At 36.5% G+C, this 22,382-nt stretch carries 10 protein-coding genes; all 10 read right to left on the bottom strand.

Annotated elements, in window-relative coordinates; genetic code table 11:
- Positions 1–34 precede the first annotated feature (34 nt).
- The 10 genes from ACHRWY_RS21780 to ACHRWY_RS21735 all read right to left on the bottom strand — a co-directional run bounded on the left by ACHRWY_RS21780 (position 35) and on the right by ACHRWY_RS21735 (position 22,382).
- On the bottom strand, positions 35–907 hold the full coding sequence (locus tag ACHRWY_RS21780; protein WP_395357505.1) for an inositol oxygenase family protein: 873 nt from the start codon (positions 905–907) through the stop codon (positions 35–37).
- 631 nt (positions 908–1,538) lie between these two features.
- Positions 1,539–5,195: a hypothetical protein gene (locus ACHRWY_RS21775; protein ID WP_395357504.1), complete on the bottom strand. Its 3,657-nt coding sequence runs from the start codon at positions 5,193–5,195 to the stop codon at positions 1,539–1,541.
- A 286-nt stretch (positions 5,196–5,481) separates the two neighbouring features.
- Positions 5,482–9,522 (bottom strand): two-component regulator propeller domain-containing protein, encoded by a 4,041-nt coding sequence (locus ACHRWY_RS21770; protein ID WP_395357503.1) that lies wholly within the window; start codon positions 9,520–9,522, stop codon positions 5,482–5,484.
- 53 nt (positions 9,523–9,575) lie between these two features.
- Positions 9,576–11,402 (bottom strand): metallophosphoesterase family protein, encoded by a 1,827-nt coding sequence (locus ACHRWY_RS21765; RefSeq protein ID WP_395357502.1) that lies wholly within the window; start codon positions 11,400–11,402, stop codon positions 9,576–9,578.
- Positions 11,403–11,477: 75 nt separating this feature from the next.
- The gene (locus tag ACHRWY_RS21760) at positions 11,478–12,329 is read right to left on the bottom strand and encodes a DUF4861 family protein (RefSeq protein WP_395357501.1); all 852 of its coding nucleotides are present in this window, start codon (positions 12,327–12,329) and stop codon (positions 11,478–11,480) included.
- 176 nt (positions 12,330–12,505) lie between these two features.
- A complete protein-coding gene (locus ACHRWY_RS21755; protein ID WP_395357500.1) occupies positions 12,506–13,090 on the bottom strand; it encodes a hypothetical protein in 585 nt (194 codons plus the stop codon).
- Between the two features lie 11 nt (positions 13,091–13,101).
- Positions 13,102–15,378, bottom strand: a complete 2,277-nt coding sequence (locus ACHRWY_RS21750) for a GH92 family glycosyl hydrolase (RefSeq protein WP_395357499.1) — start codon at positions 15,376–15,378, stop codon at positions 13,102–13,104.
- Between the two features lie 75 nt (positions 15,379–15,453).
- Positions 15,454–17,994: a glycoside hydrolase family 3 C-terminal domain-containing protein gene (locus ACHRWY_RS21745; RefSeq protein ID WP_395357498.1), complete on the bottom strand. Its 2,541-nt coding sequence runs from the start codon at positions 17,992–17,994 to the stop codon at positions 15,454–15,456.
- Between the two features lie 42 nt (positions 17,995–18,036).
- Positions 18,037–20,352, bottom strand: a complete 2,316-nt coding sequence (locus tag ACHRWY_RS21740; protein WP_395357497.1) for a GH92 family glycosyl hydrolase — start codon at positions 20,350–20,352, stop codon at positions 18,037–18,039.
- Between the two features lie 416 nt (positions 20,353–20,768).
- On the bottom strand, positions 20,769–22,382 hold the full coding sequence (locus tag ACHRWY_RS21735) for a RagB/SusD family nutrient uptake outer membrane protein (RefSeq protein WP_395357496.1): 1,614 nt from the start codon (positions 22,380–22,382) through the stop codon (positions 20,769–20,771).

The raw sequence follows: 22,382 nt of genomic DNA, 5'->3' as shown, positions 1-22,382 counted from the left end.
GTTTAGAAAAATAAAAAAGTGAAAAAGGTCTGGTTTAAAACTTCATTTTCTCCGGTAAATATTTTGCCACTAATTCTTTATAATACGGAAGCAACGCTTTTACATCCGGTTTAACAGGCGCTTTGGTATACAAATCATACGGATTGAATTTTCTAACCCAGTCGAACATTTCTATGTCTTTTTCATTCATTAAATGTTCGTAGGCATTCTCTTTGTGCTGGGAGTAAAACGAATGGTATCGGATCATGTACAGGGCCGGATCCGGCAAATAGTCTTTCATAATCTGATACAGGTATTCGTCATGTCCCCAACTCATCTTTACTTGATCAAGTCCGCAATTTTGAGTGTAAACGCCTAGTTTGGTATTGAATCTCGCATCTGTATAATCCGGGTTTTCCCTGAAAAATTCCGGATACACAATTTTATCCGAGTAGGAACAGCCCACCGGAAACGTGTCTCCAACAACTGCCCATTGCGGCTCGCCAAACAAACATAAAATTTTTCCGAGATCGTGTATAAAACCGGTAAGTACAAACCAATCCGGATGGCCATCTGCACGAATGGCTTCTGAAGTTTGCAATAGGTGCTGTGTCTGATCTAAATCGATATCCGGGTCACTATCGTCAACAAGGGTGTTTAAGAAATCTACTGCTTCCCAGATAGACATTTCTTTTTTGTTAAACTGTAAAAACTCCTGTTCTTTGCTGCATACAAAATCATAGGTTTGATAGGTATGGTTTATTCTATAAAACTCTTTAACGGTTTCTACCCGTTCTGAATCAACATAATTTCTAAATTCTTCTTTTTCTTTTACAGGTTCAGACGGATCCGGATATCGTATTAACAAATCATCTTCCCACTCATCCAAATTGTTCAACGGATTGTTAGTGTCTATTGGCTTTTTCATAAGGTTTACAATTAATTGTTACAAGACAAAAATAGAATTACCACTAGGAAACAAAATGGACTAATACATCAAAAACATGGATAGATTTTAAATTTGTGTGATTTTTTCAACAAAAAATAGTTATCAAAGCAATTGTAAATCAAGGTTAAAGGTTTAATTCTTTTTGCGACAGATGAAAAAGATTTTCACCGATTGATATATCAAACCTCAAGCAACTTAAATACTTTAAATCCTAATATTCTGTAGAGGAACACAGTTGTGCGCTTCTACATCTAAAATGTGAAATATTGAATTGCCTCCGGCTTTAGGCTGGGAAATGTAATGTAAATAAAGTTGGGGCTTGGGCCAAATAGAGATGCTGTTTTGGGGCTAAAGCCAATTTAGCCTTCCAGTTAATTTACCTCCGGCTAAGGCCGGAGGTAATTCAAAGAGGTTTTACACAGAAATAAGTATCCGTAAAACAGGACGCACTGCTCTGCACCTCTACGGCAAAAAAATGTGTAGATCTGGCCATGAATTACAACCGTTTAGACCAATTCAATTTGTGCTCATTAGCATAATTGCTATGTTTATTTGCTATCGATCGCATTGCGGCAAAAAAATTCTGGTCTTCTAAACTCTGATGCTTTGTTTAATCAAAGCGCTCTTTGTATTTTTTAAATAAAGTATTCATCACTAAAAGTACCACACCAACGCCTAATAAAACTAGAGCCCTGATAAGAAAATCTGCATTTGATAAATCAAAAAACATGAGTCGGATTACGCAAACCCCTACTAAGGAAAGCGAAACGTAACGGAAATATTTTTCTTTCAGGATAATACCAAGTATTAGTAATCCTAACGATTCTAAAATCCAGAAGAACGTTAAAATTCCTTTGTCGAACGAGAGATACAAAAATAATCCAATGCTAAAAGTGGCAGGATAAATAATGATACTGTTTCTGAACTTGAAATCTTCGATATATTTATAAATAATAAAAATATACAAGGCCAGTAAGGCAAATATAATCAGATAAACAAACTCGAATTTTGATTCATAATACGTGAAACTAATAAAGGCTAAATGAAAATTAGCCAACAGATAATACACAATACTTATTTCTTTTTTATTGCCTATTTTTTTATAATAAAGACAAATGTTTATTATAGCTGTTGTTGCCCAGAATACAGGAAGCCATTTGTGTTCTAATTGTGAAAACATAATAACAGAAAGCCAAACATTTATCACGATCTGATAATCTATTTTTAATGATTTTATAAACTCTTTTTTGCTGATCAGCAGCACTAAAACAATCAATAAAACGATGCTGGAAAGTTGTAAAACCCATGCCAGCCAGGTAAAATCATTGCATTCTTTAATACTATAGAAAATAGAAGTTAAAATAGACAAAAGTCCGATAACTAATACCGATTCCGGAGCTAATTCTATTTTTTTGTATAGTATCAATCCAAAATTCAGGATTGCCAGAAGCATAAATAAAGGCGCTAAGTAAGCCACATCTACCTGGATAAAGAGTAAGGCAATTATCCATACGTTTTGCACAATGGGTAGAAATGAAATAAACATTTTGCCTTCTTCTTTCGGGCTTTTGATTTGCAGGTAACTGTAACCAACAGCTAATAAAATGCTTATTGCCTGTGTGCCATAAAGTATGTTTTTGCTCACTGTATTTGCATCGAAAGCAGCTAAATAAAGACTTAAAAATACCCCCCCTATTAAGAGTATAAAAGAGTAAATATTGTAACGTTTAAGTTTATCTGTTTTTTGGAAAAGCCAAAAAGTAACTAATGCTATACCTCCTAAATAAACCGGAATGTAATCGATTTGGATACAGGCAAATCCAAAAACCAGGACGTTAAAAAGAATGAATTCAGAATTCAGAGTGCTGAAATTTCCCCAACCTGAAATAACAGTATTTGATTTGTTTCTGATGTTATCTGCAAATAAAAGATAGATTTCGATTACAGAAAGACCAATGGCAGTTAATCCAATTTCGGCAGGAGTCAAAAATTGGGTATTGTATGCAAATAAAGCACTTCCAAATAATGAAAAAGCCAAACAAAAGCCATACAGCAGGATTTGATTTTCGGTAGTAAGTGTTTTTCGTTTAAACTGAATCCATAAAAATTCGTGATTGAGCAAAGCAATACCAAACCATCCAAAAATCTGGATGATATCATAAGATGCTAAATATTTATACGAAAGCGAAACTAATAAGGCATTTATACCAATGATTCCGATGGTTTTAATGACAGCATCATCATTGTACAATAATTTTACAAACCAGTTGGCTGTTATTACTGTAATAATTCCTAAAGCAAAAGCAAGATCCAGATTCGATTTTGGTTCTCTGAGAATTAACATTAGTCCTGTAGCAATGGTAATAATCAAAAAGGTGAACCTGCCAAAATCAAAAGTGTTTGTTTTGAATTTGAATCGCAAGGAACACCACAATAAAGCGATAACCAAAAGCGGGTAATAAAACGAAATCTCGATTGTATGGTACCAGCTTATAAAAAACAGGATGGAGAACAACACAGAGAAAATTCCGTTTAGGCTCAAATCTTTTTTGACGATGAAAGGATCTATTTGGAAGTATTCTTTTTTTACAGCGCAAAAAACAGGAACCAGTAACGTTGTGAACAACATGACCAACAGGGTTGCAAAAGAGTTTGTTATATGGGTTTGTTCTGTTGACGGATTAACGCACATTAAAAAAAAGACAAAGGCCACCAAACAGAAAATATGATTGAGTACTAAAAATATTTTATGCAATAACATTTCTTTGCTTTTATAAACGGTAAACAAACAAGTGATTACCAGAAGGTACAGTCCGCAGGCGATAATATCAAAACCTACTTTCCAGTCATTGAGCATGATAATGCTTAAGGCGAAGAGTATAAACGAAACCATCCCGTCTAAATGATACAGCCAGAAAATCTTTTTCTTTCTCGCAAAAAGAGTTGCAGTAAGGCAAAGGATTGCTGCTGTAAATAAAACGAAAATTTTGATTTTACTTCCTGTGGAGTGCAAAATTAACCCTAAAGCAAATAAAATCCAGTTGGTTAAATGGGTTATAAAAGCAATTCGGTCAAAACGTGTATTCGTATAAATGCTTCGGTATTGCATATACATACAACTCACTGAAACCAGAATAATACCAATTATAGCAAAGATATTTTGAGACGCACTTAAAGTATTTGTGCCTTGTGTGAACCAAATGTCAAATATGATAAAACCTGAAATAACAATTAGTAAATGGTATTCCCATTTTTCTTTATAAGACAGCACTATTCCTGCTGTTGCAGTTAACGCTGCCAATAAAAATGTAATTAAGAGTTTTTCCGGAATTACGCATAAAATCAGGATACTCAGGATCACGTGAAGTGATAGAAAAGTTTGCTGTTTTATGATATAACCTACGTATAAATTAATTGCGATTCCCAGTCCGATGAGCGAATAAGCGAGCGGAATGTTATGTATAAAAGTAAGTGCCGGAATTTGGGAAGCCCCAAAACAGCCAAACAAAAACAAACTGGCTCCCGCACTGCGAAGCCACAGTCCTGTTTTAAACCATTTTTCTTTTTTTTCCAGGAAAAAATACGAACCCACTAAAATTCCGGCATACAGCCAGAGAATTAAGATTCTGAACATGGGCGATACTTTCAGGGCGGTGTAAATGCTTAGATACCCAATTCCTAAAACCATAATAGCTGTTCCTAAAATTCCGGTCCAGTTTTCGGCAAATTGCTGTTCCAGTTTCCTGATCAGGATAGAAAAAGCACTTTCTACATAAATTTCTTCTTCCTGCTTTTGAGGTTCCGGTTGAGGCGCTGCTTCATAAGTGGATTGTATTTCAGTATTTTCTGCCGGTTCCGGTGTTTCTATTCCTTCAGCACTTTCTCTTTTGTCATGAATATAAATCGTTGGTTTTTCAAAGCTTAAAGCCAGTTTTTCCAGCTCTTCATCGGTTACGGAATTGGTTTGATTCTCAACAGCATCCCCAATAGTATCAAATGGAACAGGAATGACCGGAGGAGGAACTTCTTGCGTTTGTTGCGGAATTATTTCTATTTCCTCTATAATTGGTGCCGGCTTTTCAGGAACAAAATCAGGTTGTGTCACTTGTTTTTTGATTTCCTCGATTTCTTTTTTCAAATTGTTGTAGTCGTCCCTGTTTTTTCTATAAAGAGAATCTAAATGTTCGTTTTCCGATTTTAATCTGGAAAAATTATTAAATAAGACGACAACACATACAATTAATGCAAAAAGAATAAAACTCTCCATAGTTTAAGTTTAGAATCGGCTAATGTAAGAATTATACTTTTAAATCAATTTTAAAAAAATAATTTCTTATTTTAAGATCTGTTTTTTCCATTTAGTTTAAAATGTCTGGCCTTTTGACGGGTATTTTGCAGATTGAGCCGGTTTATTTCTATTTTTTTTATTGATCTAATAATTCGGTGAGTGCAATCTGAACGAATAATTTCAGAACGTCTGCACAGCGATGATGTGCTATGCCGGGACGCACTGCTATCCACCATTACTGACAAAAAAACCATCACAGATTACCTTACGTAATTAATTTACTTGGAGGAAAACCAAATTGCTTTTTAAAACATCTGCTGAAGTATAAGGGATCATTAAATCCCACCAGATTGGTTACTTCTGAAACATTGTATTTTTTGGTTTTTAAGAGTTCTGCTGATTTCTTTAAGCGAATGGTCCTGATAAATTCATTGGGCGCTAAATCTGTTAATTCTTTAATTTTTCGGTATAGTTTTGAAGAACTTACGCCGAGTTTATCGCATAAAAAATCTGTCGACAAATCGACTTCGCTCAGGTTATCGTTGATCAGAGTTGTAATTTTCTCCATAAATTCTTCGTCAATTGGAGAATGGGTCAGTAAACTTATTTTACTTTCTACTTCTCCGGAGAATTTTACTTTGAGTTCTAATCTTGATTTTATAATATTTTCGATTACGGTTTTTAGCAATAACGGCTCAAAAGGTTTTACCAAATAACCATCTGCGCCCATATCATATCCTTTTACTTTATCGACGTTTTCTGCAAGGGCTGTTAACAATACAACCGGAATATGACTGATAAACTCATCATTTTTGAGTTCTTTACAAAAATCGAGTCCGTTCATAACCGGCATCATGACATCTGCCACACATAAAATAGGTTTAATTTGTCGGCAAATTTTAAGGCCTTCTTCTCCGTTTTCGGCATCATAGACTTTGTAATAATCAGAGAGATAATCGACGAGATATTTTCGAAGTTCAATATTGTCTTCGATAACCAGTATTTTTTCTTTTAAATCTGTACTCTGAATGATTTTTTTAGCTGCTTTTTCGGGAATTAGCATGCTTAGATTGTCATTTTTTAAAGCATATTCAAATACTTCTTTACTTTCATACGAGGCACGGTCAATAGGCATTTCAACGGTAAAACTACTTCCTTTTCCGGCCTCGCTTTCTACTGTTATGGTTCCTTTGTGAATGCCTACCAGCGATTCTACCAATGACAAACCAATACCGGATCCGGTGTTATTTGCTTTACTGTTGCTGGCCTGATAAAATCTTTTAAAGATCTTTTTCTGGCTTTTTAACGGAATTCCAATCCCGTCATCGCTTACTTCGATCATTAATATATTGTCTGTTCCTTGTTTAAACCTGAGGATCAGGTCTACATTCCCGTATTTATTGGTAAATTTTAAGGCATTCGACAAAAGGTTGTATAGAATTTTATCGTATTTATCATTATCGATCCAGCCGTTGATGGCTTCAGTCTCTGAGATAAAATTCAATTTAATTTTCTTGTTGTAGGCCATCTCCTTATAAGAATCGAAAATATTCTTTGAATAGGCCAAAATATCTGTTTTTGAAACTTTTAATTTTAATTCGCCCGACTGTGCTTTTCTAAAATCGAGTACCTGATTTACGAGATTTAAAAGTCGGCTGGCATTTTGATAAATTAAATTGTACCTGCTTTTTTCATATTCGGTTGCATGGCTGTTATTTTCATCCAGTAACTGTTTTGCCGGGCCTAAAATAAGGGTGAGCGGAGTTCTTAATTCATGCGAAATATTGGTAAAAAATCGCAGTTTTTCATTGTTCAGCTTGATATCATGTTCTCTGTTTACTTTTTCGGTCAGCAATTCCTGTTTGAGTCGGATGCGGTTTTTAATTTCTCTTCGAATAAAATAAAAAATACCGGACAGCAGTGCAATAATCAATAAAAAGGAGATTGGTGTTAACCAGAAAGGAGGTAAAATCTTAATTTGATACGACACTACTTTACTCCAGTGCCCATCACTATTACTGGATTTTATTTTGAATACATATTTGCCCGGATAAAGATTGGTGTATTGTACAATTCTCGAGTTGCTGTTTGCGGTAATCCAATGTTTGTCAAAACCTTCGAGCATGTATTGAAACTTATTGAGTTTTTCGTTTGCAAATGACGGGGCCGAGAACTGAAGCGAAAAATTTCGGTTTTTGTAATTGAGTTCTGCTTTTTTTCCATAATTCAAATCTTTCAAAAGCGGCACTTGTCCATTAATTTCCATTTCCGGAAATACTTCTTCATTCTGGATTTTAAATTCGGTTATAACAGGCTCGGGCGACCATTTATTCCTTTTCATAGTTTGTGGTGAAAAAGAAATAATCCCGTTTTTGCCCCCCAGATAAATTGTAGAGTTATTGAAATTAAAAAAACCGCTGGAACTAAAAACATCCAGCCTGTTACCACTGTTTACATGGTAGATATTGATGTCTTTTAAATCAGATTTTACCCAGGCAATACTATTGTTGTTGATATTGAGCCATAAATTTCCGTTTACATCTGTTACCATATCGGTAATCCATTTGCCGGAGAGCTCCTTAAAGTTTTTCAGGGTACTAAAAGTGTTCTTTTTAGCATCATACAAACATAATCCAAAACGTGTAGAAGCCCATATTTGCCCTTTTTTATCGATCATAATATCGCTTACATTGTCTTCGTGAAGCGTAGCGGTTTCTATTTTCGAAAGTGACTTATAGGTTTCTATTTTGCCCGAATTGCTGTTGTATCGCACTACGCCGGTTTCTGTAGCAAACCAAATATTATCTTTAGCGTCTTTTTCCATGGCATTAATTTGAAAACCGGGCAATAATTTTCCTTTAGAAGCCTGTACTTCCAGAGTCCCGGTATTCAATATTACAGCTCCTTCTCCAAAAGAACCTACCATGATCGACTGTTCGCTAATTTTATTAAAGGCAAAAACCGGAGATGTATCAAAACCTACATTGATTTCTTTTGATGAATTGGTGCTGTAATTGTACACCAATACTTTACCATCCCAAAGTCCGCAATAAAATATCCTTCCATCATCTGAATAAATGCTGGCGATATCTTTTGCTTTATCATGTAAGGGTATAAAACCTTTTGCACTCGAAATAAAAAGTCCGTTATGACTGGTTACCACAATTACTTTTCCGTCGTACGTTTTAGAAAAACCACGAATACGGGGTGCCTGATTGCCAATAAAACGGGATATATCTTTGTTGAGGGTAAATTGATTTTCGTAAGGATCGTATTTGTCCAGTCCGTCTTCGGTTCCGATCCATAAAACGCCTGAAGCATCAAAATACAATGCCGAGATTAAATTATCAACTATGGAGGTATCATCTGACAAGACTGAATAATACCATTTGTAATTGCCGGTTTTGATGTCTTCTAATTGTTTACAAACCAGCAATCCGCCGAGTGTACCAACCCAATATTTGCCATCCGGAGCTTGTGCAACCGATAAAAAATAAGGGCCTAAACTTCCCCGGATCTCTTTGTTTTCAATATATAAATTGACAAACTCATCCTTTTTTTTATCTAATTTATAAAGGCCTTCGCGGGTCCCTGCAAAAATATCGGATTTGGCATCTTCATAAATGAAATTGATGTATGGATTTTTTATATTAGAATTCGGAACAGATAAGGTATAATTGTTGATTTTTACAACAGTTCCTTTACTGTCTAAGGTTATTTTAGCAACCGATCCTTTATCATAAGTACCAATCCAGATATTGCCCTTTTTATCTTCAAAAATTTCTTTTACGTAGTCAAAACCTTTTATGGGAATCTTTTCGAACCTGTTTTCTTTCCAGAAAAACAGATAAACACCCTGCGTTTTTGTTCCTACCCAAACCCTTTTAAATTTATCGACATGAACGGAACGAATTTCTTCTTCGGGCAGACTATTGGGATTGTTTTTTTGTTTGAGAAAGGTCACAAAAACATTCGTATCCATTTTAAAAAGCGTCAGTCCTTTTCTGGTCCCTATCCATAAATGGTTTGAGGCTTCGTCAAGTTCTAATGCGGTTATGTCATCGTTGTGCAATTTATTTTCACCGGCTGCCGTACTCATGTAATTTTTAAACTGATAGCCGTCAAAACGGTTTAGTCCGGAAAAAGTGCCAAACCACAAAAAACCTTTTTTATCCTGCACAATATGTCGCACAGAGTTGTGAGACAAACCGTTGTTGTCATTGTAATGTGCAAATTTTATATTCTGCGAATGCGAATGATAAAACGTAATTACACAAAGGAACAGGATAAAAGAATTCGGTTTCATAAAATAAATTGTGACTGAAATGTATTGTTTTTGATTCAATAATGAATCTCCTTTTACGGATTAACCCGTTCAATTTGACTGGTTTTCAAGTTAATTTTAAAATGATCTGCAGGTTGTCCTTTCATGGTTTTTAATAGTATTCCGGACCATAAAACCAACTTCTCATTGCCTGATTTTTCTAATTGTTGACAGACTATTTCATATTGTTTTAATCTTTTGTTTCCTATTTCGGGGATAGCGAGTTCATCTGCATTTTTTAATCGGTAAAAATCAAAAATCATATCAAAACCGGTCCATGAGTCCAGATCTTCTTTTGTAAGTGCATTTGCTTTTAATGCTGCATCAACTTCTAAAGCATTCTTATTGATATACGCTAAATCTCTACCGGAAAGTTTTACCATTGCTGTTAAAAAATCAACGGGGAAATCTTCGGGCAAAAACCTGAGCCGTACCAATTCTCTTAAATGCCATTGTGTAAACTCTTTATAATCTTTGGTTTCCAGGATCTCTTTATTCCAGATATTCGGGTCTTTTATACTTTGCAGCTGCGCATATTCTTCTTCATAAAAAGGGAATAAACTATTGAATTTAGGCACGGAACCGATCACCACTGTTTCTACCTCAACTTCTGAATCTGAATGAATGGTGAGTATTTTATAAGCCGGCATATAAGCGGCCAAAGACGGGGTTTGAATATTGAAAAGTGTATTGCCTTTTGCGGTGGTTCGCACTCCGGTATCATTGATGTGCATGTGCCCGCCAAAATGAATCTGAATCCCGGCATCGGCAAATAGTTGGGCTACTTCTTCTTTGGGCACTCTGGACAGCTGCATTTTGTCTGCACCAAACAGCAATTTTAATTCGGGCGAAGCATCGTTATTAAAATCAACCATAGGATAATGGCTGAAGGCGATCAGTATTTTGCCTTTTTGCCTGGCTTCTGCCGAAACTTTTTTTACCCAGTCTATCAAATGGCTTTTGTAAATCAGTACATTATTGTACCCTGTACTGACCCCCGAAAAATCATTGGGATTGTCTGCCAAACCCGATAATTTTGGGTTGGGGACATAGGCATTGGCATCGATTGCCAAAAGCCAGATTCCTTTTATGGGTTCTACGAGATAACTCGCATCCGGCAGTGATAAATTGGTGTTTTTTAAAAGGTAAATCCTGTTTTGTAAAGCTGACCCTGCTAAAGCCTTATCAAAATTATAGTCTTCATATGTATAATTTGAAAAGGGAGTTTCCCAATACCAATCCCTTTTTTTGGGGAAAAATCCAAAAGCCGCCATTTCCTGTATCGTTTCTTTATACCCCCAGTTTTTTATATCGGTGGTAATAACAGGTTCTAATTGGTTTTCGGTTGTTTTTAAATTAGTTTTAGTACTGCTTATGGTTTGTTCTTTTCCGCCTTTTCCCAAGAAATCAGTTTTAGTGGCTTCTTGTGCAAAAGGTTTTACGGCATCATGATTTCCGGTGGTCACAAAAAATGACATGCCTTTTTCTTTTGAATATTTAGCCAGTATTTTTCTCAGTCCCCGAACATGAACGGGTTGTCCGTCATCACTAAAATCTCCCGGAAGTACGACTTGTTTTATGCCTCTTTTCGAAATGTCATGTAATGCTTCCAAAAAAGCAAAATAATTTTCATTGAAAATCCTGGTAGAATGCAATTGCGCACTCATGGTCCTGATATTGGCATATTCGCCCGTTACCGGATTCGGGATTCCCTGATACGTATTGTCTTCAAATTTTGGAAAAATATCCTGTAAATGAACATCGGCTATAAAAGCAATTTGTATCTTTTTTGTAACGGCCTGTTTTGTTTTACAGGCCGTTACAGAAAGTATAAGCAGTAGCAAAGCCGATATTCTTAACATATAACTATAATTTTTAATTATTTTTTATGTAAACTGCCCATATAAAACGACTTCATCAGAAAATTGTTTTCAATACTATTTCTTTATATAAGCTTCTAATTTATCTAAGGTATTTAGTTCTGTTTCTCTGGTGCTGGAAGAGATAATTTTTGTTTCTAAATTTTTAGTGGGTTTTGAGATGAGTAAATACTGTGTTCCATCATCGGTATTTTTTTCATAATCTTTAGGATTGTATATAATGGCAGCACCAATTGGTATAATTTCTGCCGCTACATCTTCCGGGTGTTTTCCCCACACTGCGATATAGTTTGTTCCTTTTTTGGTTTCGAAATCTTTGAAATAGTTTACTCCTGTAGCAAATTGTACTTTTTCTCCGGTCAAAGAAACGGCTTCAACTTTTGCCTCTCTTTTTCCTGAAAATACTGTAACACGAACCAGAATATCTACTTTTTTTCCTTTGTACGGAATTCCTCTTGAAATCATTTCCATCCACGAAGTGGTATCTGTTTTACCAACGCGTGCCAAACGGTTCGTTACAGGATTTAGCGGAACCAGTTTTTCTCCGTCCCACAGTTTTACGCCTCCCAAACCTACCGTATTGGCTACTTTATAATAATCTGCTCCCCATCCTTCTTTTTGTTGTTCCGGGGTTGGGTACCAGCTTGCTTTTTTTAATTCTAAACCTGGTTTTGCTTTAGAATACACATCGATCGCTACTTTATCACTAAAATAGATTCGTAATGCCATCCATTCGTTTTCGATTGCAGGCCCGTGATGCCCAATTGTTTTATATAAATCTCCTGTTTCTGAACCTATATCTGTCAGGTACGTAATTTTGTCTGACTTCATATACAAACTGGTGTCTGTATTATTTTGTGCTAAACACGTACAACCAAACAGCAAAGTGCCAATAAATGATAATTTCATAATTTTTAATATTTATACAGATTAACTTTAATTTTAGTAAAATTAAAATAACCTTTTAAAAATACACGAAGAATCTCAGGATTTATCAAGAAATAGTCATTTTGTGATAAAAAAAGTGTAAATCTGACACTAAAGAGGTTTTGAATCCCTCCGGTCTGATCAAAATTTACCTTTTTTTATTTTTTATCCTGATTTGCGTTAGCTGTTATTTTGACTAAGGTAAAATTGATTCCTAACGGATTTTTAGTCATTTTACAAATAAAGGGATAATCCGGGCTTTTTATAATCCACATTTCAGTTTCATCAATTTGCCCGATAACATGTACAGTATCCAATTGTTTTCCTTCCAGCATTACTTTATTTTTAGAAGGATCTTCATCTTGTATATAGGTTGTATTGTTGTAAATAAATTTGTTGTTTTTAAGCAAATCCTGATAAGCCGACTGCGAAATCATAAAAAAGGTTTCGCCAGGTTTTAAATGTAAAACGGGTTCATATTCTCCCTGATTAAAACTTAAGGCGTTTCCGTTTTTCAAAGCTTCGTCAAGGATTACAATACTGCTTTTGACACCTCTGGTCTCTAAATCTAAAATCAGTTTATCGCTCGTTATTTTGGCTGTAAGTTTTAAGGGCCTTGTTTGTCCGTGTAGTTTACATATATAATTGAGTTCTGTATTGTTTTTTATCGACGGAACGACGTTTTGTGCGGTTCCTGTCTGGTATAACGCACAGAAAAAAACGATTAAAATGGTATTTTTCATCTGCTGGTTTTTTATTTTGTTGGTGGTAAAATAGTGGTTCCCCAAGCCGAAGGTTTCGAGTCCATTTCGAAAATCAATTCTCCTCCGTTGATAAGATCATCGTGCAAAATCCAGGCTTTGTTATATGGTTTTCCGTTTAAGAAAGCGGCTTTTATGTATGTATTTTTACCTGTCATTTTTTTGGTTGTGATTTTAAACCTCTTTCCATTTTCTAATTGCAAAGTGGTTTCTTTAATCAATGGCGTATTCAATAAATAATACGGCTGACCTGCATTAGGATATAATCCCATCATGTGAAAAGCCAGCCACGAAGACATTGCGCCTGAATCGTCATTTCCGGGTAAACCTTCCCTTGAGGTATTGAAATTGTTTGTGATAATTTCTCTAATCCGGTCACTGCTCAGATATGGTTTTCCAATCCAATGGTACAGGCAAGGTGTTAAAAATGACGGTTCGTTGGCTACGTTATACAGTTTGGTATTAAAAAAAGTATCCAGTCTGTTTTTGAAAGCTACATCGCCACCGGATTTACGCACAAGCTCCGGTACATCATGCGGAATGCTTAATGAATATTCCCAGGAATTTCCTTCGTAAAAAAACACGCACCAATGGCAAACATACCAAGGTGATTCGATGATTACAGGCGTATACTTAAATGTTGGTTTCTGAATTTTTGATGCTCCAAAAACAACATCATCCAGCCAGTTTCCTGCGGCATCTTTTGGCATTATAAATCCTGTGGCACCATTATTTACATAATCGGAACGCCATAAATTTTGCCAGTTGTCCGCTTGTTTGATGTATTGATCGTATACATCCATTCGGTTTAGTCCTTTGGCAACCGTTGCAATATTATAATCATTATACGAATAATCAATGGTTCTGTTTCCGGCGCGGTCTATGCCGTAGGGTACATATCCTAATTTCAGATATTCTGTTAGTCCCCCTCTGCCCTCTTTTTCTTCATTTCCTCCGGGAGGAACGGTGGCGTCTTTCAGCATGGCCTGCAGAGCCAGTTCGTAATCTATTCCTTTTAGTTTTTTCACAAAAGCATCGGCCAGAACAACCTCAGCATTAGAACCGCCTTGTGTACGGCCGTTATCATTTCCGCTTCTTCCTTCCGGCAAATAGCCTTCACGTCTGTATATGTTGATCATGGCATTTACAATTTCAACCTGACGCCTGGAGTCGATTAATGTAATCAAAGGGCCTGAGCTTCTAAAAGTATCCCAAATACAATAAAAATCATCATAATACGGCTCATTATCTGTCCATAATGGGTTTTCTCCTGTTCGGTCTACCGGCATAATCATGGTATGGTACAAACCGGTGTAAAACATTTTTTTATACGCATCAGAAGTGTCGTCTGAAAGGGTAATCCTGCTTAATAACTGCTCCCATTTGTTTTCTAATTCAGCCAAAACGGTATTAAAATCCCAATGCGGAATTTCAACCTCTATATTGTTTTTTGCTTTTAATTCACTTAAAAAAGAGATTCCAATTTTAATATTTACTTCCTGTTTTCCTTGTTGTCCAAAAGAAAGCAGTGCCGCTGTTTTTTTGCCTGAATCGAATTGAGCAGGCTGATTGTTGTAAAATTTTCCGTCTTTATAAGTCACATATTTTGCGATTGGCTGATCAAAAACTGCCCAAAAATAAACGGTATAAGCGCGACCGTTATTCCAGCCGCCACGAATTCGGCTATAGCCCCGAACTTCGGTATCTGAGACTATTTCGATTTGAGAGCCTACAAATTGCTGTGCTTCTCTTGCGTCCGGTTCAGGTTCTTCTCCTAAGAAAAAACCCGGATCAATCTTTAGGTTTTTAGCTGTATTTTGAGGATAGGTGATGCGGTAAAACGAAACTTTTTCGGCTGTTGTTATTTCTGTTTTGATCTGATTTTCTTTGAAAACGGTTGCGTAATAGCCCAATTTCACATTTTCTTCGGCTCTGTATGACGTTTGATCTAATTGGTCTAAAGCTCCTGTAAAAGGCATGATCTGAATGTTTCCGTATTTAGGGCCGCCGCCGGTTCCGCTTACATGTACCTGACTGAATCCTGTAACTTCTTTTGGTAAGGGCAGCCAGCCGCTATTAGGACTTACCGTACAATCCGGACTTGGTTTTACCATTCCGTAAGGGCATGATGGTCCTATAAAAACCCTTCCCACTCCTTCTGATCCAATCATGGGATCTACGTAGTGGTGAAGCTGCTTTTGGGCATTTGTTTGATTGGTACAGCACAATGCTATTCCTAAAAAAAACAGGATCTTAGTATGTGTTTTCATTTTGCATCTTTTACTCTTATTCGCTTATGCTGCCGGAAATTTTACTTTCTGGCACGTCATTGTACTTTTGTGTCGTTAATTTTTAAACGTAAATGTTTTGTGTAATCTCAAATCAGCTGACGAAGCCCCTAACATAAAGTCGTAGTTCCCGTTTCTAAATTTCCAGCCCCTGGTTTTTTCATCCCAAAAATGTAAATTATCTTTTGTTACTTCAAACTGTACTGCTTTTGATTCGCCAATATCTAAGGATATTCTGTCAAATCCAATTAATTGTTTTAAAGGTCGTTGCGTAAATTCATCTTTGTAATACAGTTGCACTACTTCGTCTCCTTTATAGTTTCCTGTATTTTTTATTGTGGTGGAAATGATTAATTTTTCACCTTCCATTTTTATTTTCATGGCACTATATTCAAATTTAGTGTAGCTTAATCCGTAACCAAATGGGTATAAGGCTTTCCCTTTAAAATACATATAGGTTCTTCCATTGGCTATTTCGTAATCATCCATGGGTGGTAAATCTGCTATCGATTTATAAAAAGTAAAAGGCAGACGTCCGGCGGGATTATAATCTCCAAATAAAACATCTGCAATTGCTGTTCCTCCGCTCTCGCCAGGATACCAGGCCTCGACTATTGCGGGAATATTTTCATCGATCCAGTTAATAGACAAGGAACTCCCTGCAACAAGTACTACTATAACATTTTTGTTTACGGCATACAGTTCCTTTAAATAGTTGGTTTGATCTTCTGGTAAATCCAGCGTTGTTCGATCTGTTCCTTCTCTTTCTATCGATTTATTAATTCCCATTACTGCAATTACATAATCACTTTCGGCTGCTTTCTTTTTATCTTCGGCATAAAAATCTTCGTTTATTTTGCCGGGAACTTCCCATAATAATTGGCAAATCGCATCGCTTCCGTTGTCAAAATATTCTAATTTTATGGCATATTCCTGACCTTCTTTCATGTCAATTTCAACCTGATCCGTTGTGGCTCCGCGATTGTGCCATTCATCTACAACTAATTCATTGTTAAGCCATAAACGTACTCCATCATCTGAGTTTACGCCAATTTTATACGTTCCGGAGAAAGTAGGTTTTATAAAACCTGTCCATCTGATCGATTTATGAGGCGTTGAAGTATACGGATCCGGCGGTAAATTTACAGGGTCAAAATTTACGGTTTTATCTGTTCTGGTTTTTGCCGTTCCTTCAAAAAGTTTATTGGTAAAATATTCGGCAAAAAGTCCTTTCTCCTTGTTTTTGCTATTCGACAAATAATCTGCGTCTATAAGATTAAGATTTTTTGAAGTCGTTTTCCACGGAATATACGTAACGGCTACATCTTTACCCACTTTATTTAAAATTCCCTGCAAGGGCGAGACTGGTGTAATAACCGGTAATCCGCTGTAATCTCCAAAAACTACATCATTCGCATTAAAACCCACCACAGCAATTTTTTTTATTTCAGACTGATGAAGTGGCAATATATTGTTTTGATTTTTAAGCAGTACAATAGATTGTCTGGATGTTTCAATGGCTAATTCCTGATGCTTTTTTGAACCAATTACGTCTGGAGAAATTTTAGCGTAAGGATTATTTTCTACCGAATCGAATATGCCTAATTTAAAACGGGAAGTTAAAACCCTGCCCGCTGCTTTATCTATGGTTTCCTGCGTAACCAGACCTGCTTTATAAGCTGCATATAAATAATCCTTGTATACATCATCTCCACATTCTAAATCAAGCCCTGCTTCTATTGCGGCTTTTGCGGCTTCTGTTTTAGTTTTTACAAAATGGTGTGATTTTTCCAGATTGGCTACAGCGCCGCAATCACTTACGACATATCCTTTAAAACCCCATTCATCTCTTAAAACGGTATTTAAAAGCCAGGGGTTTGCCGAACTCGGAATTCCGTTAATAGCGTTGTAAGAACTCATAATTGAGGCTGCTTGTCCTTCTGTAATACATGCTTGGAATGCCGGAAAATAATATTCCCGAAGTGTTTTCTCTGAAATTACGGCATTACAGGAAAACCTGTTTTCTTCTTTATTATTCGCTGCAAAATGTTTTGGAGTGGCAACAACCTTGAGGTATTTATCATCATTGCCTTGTAGCCCTTTTATAAAAGAAACCGCAATTTTGCCAGTCAAAAAAGGATCTTCTCCATACGTTTCGGGAGTTCTTCCCCATCTGGGATCTCTCGCCATATTGATGGTGGGCGACCATAAAGTCAAATAATCCGTAAATACTTCTTTTTGATCTTTTCCCTGATTGTAAAAATTCCATTTTGCCCTTGCTTCATCAGAGATAGTCGATGCGACTGTGAATATTAAATCCGGGTTCCATGTTGCAGCAAGCGCAATTGCCTGCGGAAAAACAGTAAAACGACCTCCTTTTACTACACCGTGTAAACCTTCGTTTCCGTGATAATATTTATCCATTTTTAAACGGGAGATTTCTCCTGATGTGGACTGTAATAGTGTTATTTTTTCTTCTATGGTTAATCTGGTCAATAGGTCATTTACCCGGACTTCTGTTGGTAAATTTGGGTTTTGAAAAGTATAACCGGACTGAGCTTGTATTCTATTAAAAAAAAGAGATATGATGAATATCATAAGTTTAACTCGTTTCATATTCTTGTTTGGTTTGCAATTAAATTAATTTTTTGCGGGTTTATCAGACATTTCTAAGATTAATTCTCCTCCCCCTGTAATAGCTTCATGAGAAAGAGTAAAGTCTTGTACCGGCAGATTGTTGTATTTTATATCCTGAATATAAATATTTGATGCACTATTGTTACGGGCTTTAATCACAAACTTTTTCCCGCTGTAATATTTTGGGTTTAACTGAACAGATATTGTATTAAATACCGGGCTTCCTATCTGGTATTGCGGATTTTCATCTGTCCCTCCATTCATTTGAAACAAACCTATTTTAAGCAATACGCTCAGACTTCCCATTAATCCCTGGTCTTCATCTCCGTTATAACCCGTGCCTGGAGATAATCCGCTAAAGGTTTCCTGTACCACCTTTCTGGTCCAGTATTGTGTTAAATCCGGCCTTCCTAAGAAATTAAAGATAAAAGAGGTTTGTATGGAGGGCTGATTTCCAAAATTGATTGGAATACGGCTAAACTCAGGATGCAACTCGGCATCGTGTGAAGTACCCGAAGTAAATTTTAATTTTTGAGATCCTTCAAACTGACTGTTTAATTTTTCTGCTGCTTTTGCTTTTCCGCCCATCAAATTCACTAGACCCTCTATATCATGAGGTACAAACCAGGTTGATTGTGCGCCATTGGATTCTATAAATCCATTTTCGTATTTATAGGGATCAAAATTGTCCAGCCATTTTCCATTTACATTTTTAGGTCGCATCCATCCTGCTGCCTGATCAAAAATATTTTGGTAATTTTTAGATCTGGCCATAAAATACTGGTAATCGTCCTGATGGTTTAATTTTTTGGCCAATTGTGCTAAAGTCCAGTCCTGATAAGCATATTCTAATGTCTGGCTAGCTCCATCCTGGTGGCTTCCAAATTCGCCTTCGGGAATTGGATAGGGAACATATCCTTTTTCTATATAATATTTTAAGCCTCCTCCGCTATCCGTATTATGTTCGTATCCGGCTTTTCCCATTATACCGTTTAACATGTGATTTTTTTTGAGCGCGGTATAAATGTTTTCCAAGTCGTCTTTTATAATTCCTTTTTGAATTGCACTCACTATAAAAGGTGTCGTTGCAGCTCCCGTCATGACGTAAGTATCATTTCCTCCGGAAGGACCACGCGGGATCATTCCGCCATCTTTATAATATTGCATTAAGGACTGGGCAAATTCGCCCATAATTTCAGGATAGGCAAGTCCCCAAAGTGTATTTATAGTCCATTGTGCACCCCAAAACGAGTCTGAGTTGTATTGACTGAATTTTGGTTTTCCGTTTGCATCGAGTGGCAACTGTCCTATTCTGAATTTTTCTCCGGTGTTGTCCGGATAGGCGCCATTGGCATCACTAATCATTTTTCTTCCTTGTAAGGCATGCCAGAGATCGGTATAAAATCGTCTTTGATCTGTTGCTGTTCCGCCTTCTACTTCAATTCTGCCCAACAAATTATTCCATTCGGTTTTTGACTCTGAAACGGTTTTATCAAAATCCCAATGCGGCAGCTCTTCCTGAATATTTAGAGCGGCATTTGCTATCGAAGTATATGAAATGCCTACTTTCATTAGTGTTGTTTTATCCGATTTCCCTAAATGAATCAAATAGTTATTTGTTGCAGGATCTCGTTCTATGGCAGTAACAGGCGTATTTAATATTACCTTAAAAAATACGGTTAACGGTTTTGGACGTCGGAAATTGGTACTTAAAACCAGTGATCCGGAAAATTCATAATCATTATTTTTTTCTAATACTCCGTTGGTATTATCGCAGGGCCCTAATACGGTATTCAGATTGAAAAGAATGGCTTTTTGCGCCTGAAGCGGAAATGTATACCTGTGAAAACCTACTCTTTTTGTACTGGTTAGTTCTGTTGTTATTTGATATCTGTCTAGGATCAGCGCATGATAACCGGGTGTTATTTTTTCGGTTTTATGACTGAACTTTGAATAAAAATCAGTAAAAATAGTGGCTTTATTTTCAAGTGAAAGCGTTACCGGCATGACAGAAACTCCGGACATTTGCCATTCATGAATATGACTGAAAGCTTTTACAGTATCTGTGGTGTACTTGTATCCGCCTCCCCAATCACCATTGATCTCGGTATCGGGACTCAAATTGACCATCCCAAACGGACGGCTTGCCGATGAAAAGAAAAACCATCTTGAATTATTGGTATCCAGCTGGGGATATACCTGATCTGCAAATGATTTCTGTTGTACAGAAGCCTTTTTTTCGGTTTTACATGACACTAAAAAAATAAGAAAAAAACTTATTCCTATACGACCTATTTTATACATTTTATTCAGTTTCATTTATTCTAATTGTATGGACAGGGACTAACTAAATGATGCAAAACTTAATCTTTCTGCGGCATTTTCAAACTGCATTCAATTAAGCTTTGTCAGCATTTAAAAAAACAAAATATAAAGCGTGTTGATCTGATTCCCAACAGCATTGGCAATCTCTTTTTTAATAAAAAAAGGAGAAGAAATTTAATCTTCTTCTCCTTTTTATAAAGTCGAAATCTATTTTAACTCGTTGGGCGTAATTAATTTTAAGACATAGAAAAATCGTTTGGGGTTCTCCAAAAAGGTATTTCACTTATTTGAAATGCACAGCACCAACTCTGTGAAAGAAATGTATTTTTTTTGTTCTCTTTTTACTATACACTCTCTATTTCTATGTGTTTAACTACCCAACGGATATTCCATTTGCTTTCAAGCGTATTCTAATATCCTGTATTCTGGGTTAAAGCAGGATTCAAAACCAAAGCATTGGTTGGAATCGGAAAAATACGACGATAGGTATCTGAGTTTGTTTTGAATCCCCATGATCCTTCATATTTTCCAAATCGGATCATATCATTTCTATGCCATGCTTCGTGAGCAAATTCTCGGCATCTTTCCTGATACAGTTCTTCTAAAGTAACGCCGCTCCATGCTGCAGAAGTAGTTCTGTTAGAACGAACCATATTGACTAGTGAAACGGCCGTCTGACCTAAAGTCGCGCTGCCTCCGCGAAGAATCGCTTCTGCTTTCATCAGGATAACATCTGAATAACGTAAATAAGGTACATCGTTATTTTGATTACGGCTTGTTGACGTAGCATCCGGATAAAACTTAATATTTCTATATCCCATATTCCAGGCAATCTCATCGTTTCCGCAATCGAACAAGGCAGGGTTTTGACGCAGCACTATATTGGGTGTTAAATTTACCTGATACGTATAAGCGGCAGCACCATCTGATCCGGTATAGAACTGGTCATACCCTTTTTTCGTAGTACTCACCATTACCGGAGTAACACCGTCATTCATAAATTGCAAACCTGTTAACCATTGTTTGTTACGAATATCATTAACATCATTAAAATAAGCATAAAACGAAGGTATTGTACTTCTTGGTGCACTAGGAGTAAAAGACAGTCCGAATTTTGCTCTTTCAGAACGCGGAACATCATAACGGGAATGATACATTTGTCCGTTGTAGCCTACAGTAACAGCCGAAGGATCATAAGGAACAGCAAATATGAACTCTTTCATTTGTGGTCCGTTTGTTGGATAAAACATCTGAAGGTAAGTACTTCTTGGCTCTATAGCATACAATCCTGAATTGATAACGCCATCACAAGCTGCGATACAATCATTGTAACGTTGTGTTCCGGTATAAATTTCAGCATTCAGATACAATTTAGCCAATAAAGCATTTGCTGTTTGTCTGTTTGGTCTTCCGTATGTTGTTACTCCGGCAACCGGATTTAAATTAGGAAGCGCTTTCTTTAATTCTTTTTCGATGAAATTGAACACATCTTTTCTGTCTGATTTAGCATGAGCCGTAAAATCTCCGTAAACGGTATCCAAAGGCACATTTCCATAGCTGTCCATCATAATAAAATAAGAGATAGCGCGCATGGTTTTTAATTCTGAGATCATTACAGACTTATCAGCACCTGCGGGCATTGTTTTATCTAAAATCGAAATGGCCTGATTACTGGTCCCGATTACTTTTGAAGACCAATCCCAAAGGCTTCCTATATTACCATTATCTGCTGTCCAATCATGATAATGCAGCATTCTGTAACTTTGGTTATCGTACCAATTACCTCCTCTGGCCGGCAAAATAGATTCATCTGTACTTAAGGATTGTGTAAACCAGTAAGAAAATGAAAATTCACCGCGAAAAGCTGCATATACCGGACCTGCAGTCTGAATATATTGTGTTGAATTCTGAGGGAATACTTCCGGCGTAAGCTGCGTTGTAATGGGCACATCAAGATCTTCGCAAGACCATAATAAACCCAGCATAAGGATTGGAAGTCCTATATATTTTACTATATTTTTCAT

Source organism: Flavobacterium sp. FlaQc-48 (assembly GCF_044007335.1).
In the GTDB taxonomy this organism is placed as follows: domain Bacteria; phylum Bacteroidota; class Bacteroidia; order Flavobacteriales; family Flavobacteriaceae; genus Flavobacterium.
Note: the sequence above shows the minus strand (reverse complement) of the source record. Positions and strands in the feature narration are given on the sequence as shown.

Coding starts and splice junctions, on each gene's coding strand:
- ACHRWY_RS21780 (WP_395357505.1), bottom strand. CDS start 907: ATGAAAAAGCCAATAGACACTAACAATCCGTTGAACAATTTGGATGAG.
- ACHRWY_RS21775 (WP_395357504.1), bottom strand. CDS start 5,195: ATGGAGAGTTTTATTCTTTTTGCATTAATTGTATGTGTTGTCGTCTTA.
- ACHRWY_RS21770 (WP_395357503.1), bottom strand. CDS start 9,522: ATGAAACCGAATTCTTTTATCCTGTTCCTTTGTGTAATTACGTTTTAT.
- ACHRWY_RS21765 (WP_395357502.1), bottom strand. CDS start 11,402: ATGTTAAGAATATCGGCTTTGCTACTGCTTATACTTTCTGTAACGGCC.
- ACHRWY_RS21760 (WP_395357501.1), bottom strand. CDS start 12,329: ATGAAATTATCATTTATTGGCACTTTGCTGTTTGGTTGTACGTGTTTA.
- ACHRWY_RS21755 (WP_395357500.1), bottom strand. CDS start 13,090: ATGAAAAATACCATTTTAATCGTTTTTTTCTGTGCGTTATACCAGACA.
- ACHRWY_RS21750 (WP_395357499.1), bottom strand. CDS start 15,378: ATGAAAACACATACTAAGATCCTGTTTTTTTTAGGAATAGCATTGTGC.
- ACHRWY_RS21745 (WP_395357498.1), bottom strand. CDS start 17,994: ATGATATTCATCATATCTCTTTTTTTTAATAGAATACAAGCTCAGTCC.
- ACHRWY_RS21740 (WP_395357497.1), bottom strand. CDS start 20,352: ATGAAACTGAATAAAATGTATAAAATAGGTCGTATAGGAATAAGTTTT.
- ACHRWY_RS21735 (WP_395357496.1), bottom strand. CDS start 22,382: ATGAAAAATATAGTAAAATATATAGGACTTCCAATCCTTATGCTGGGT.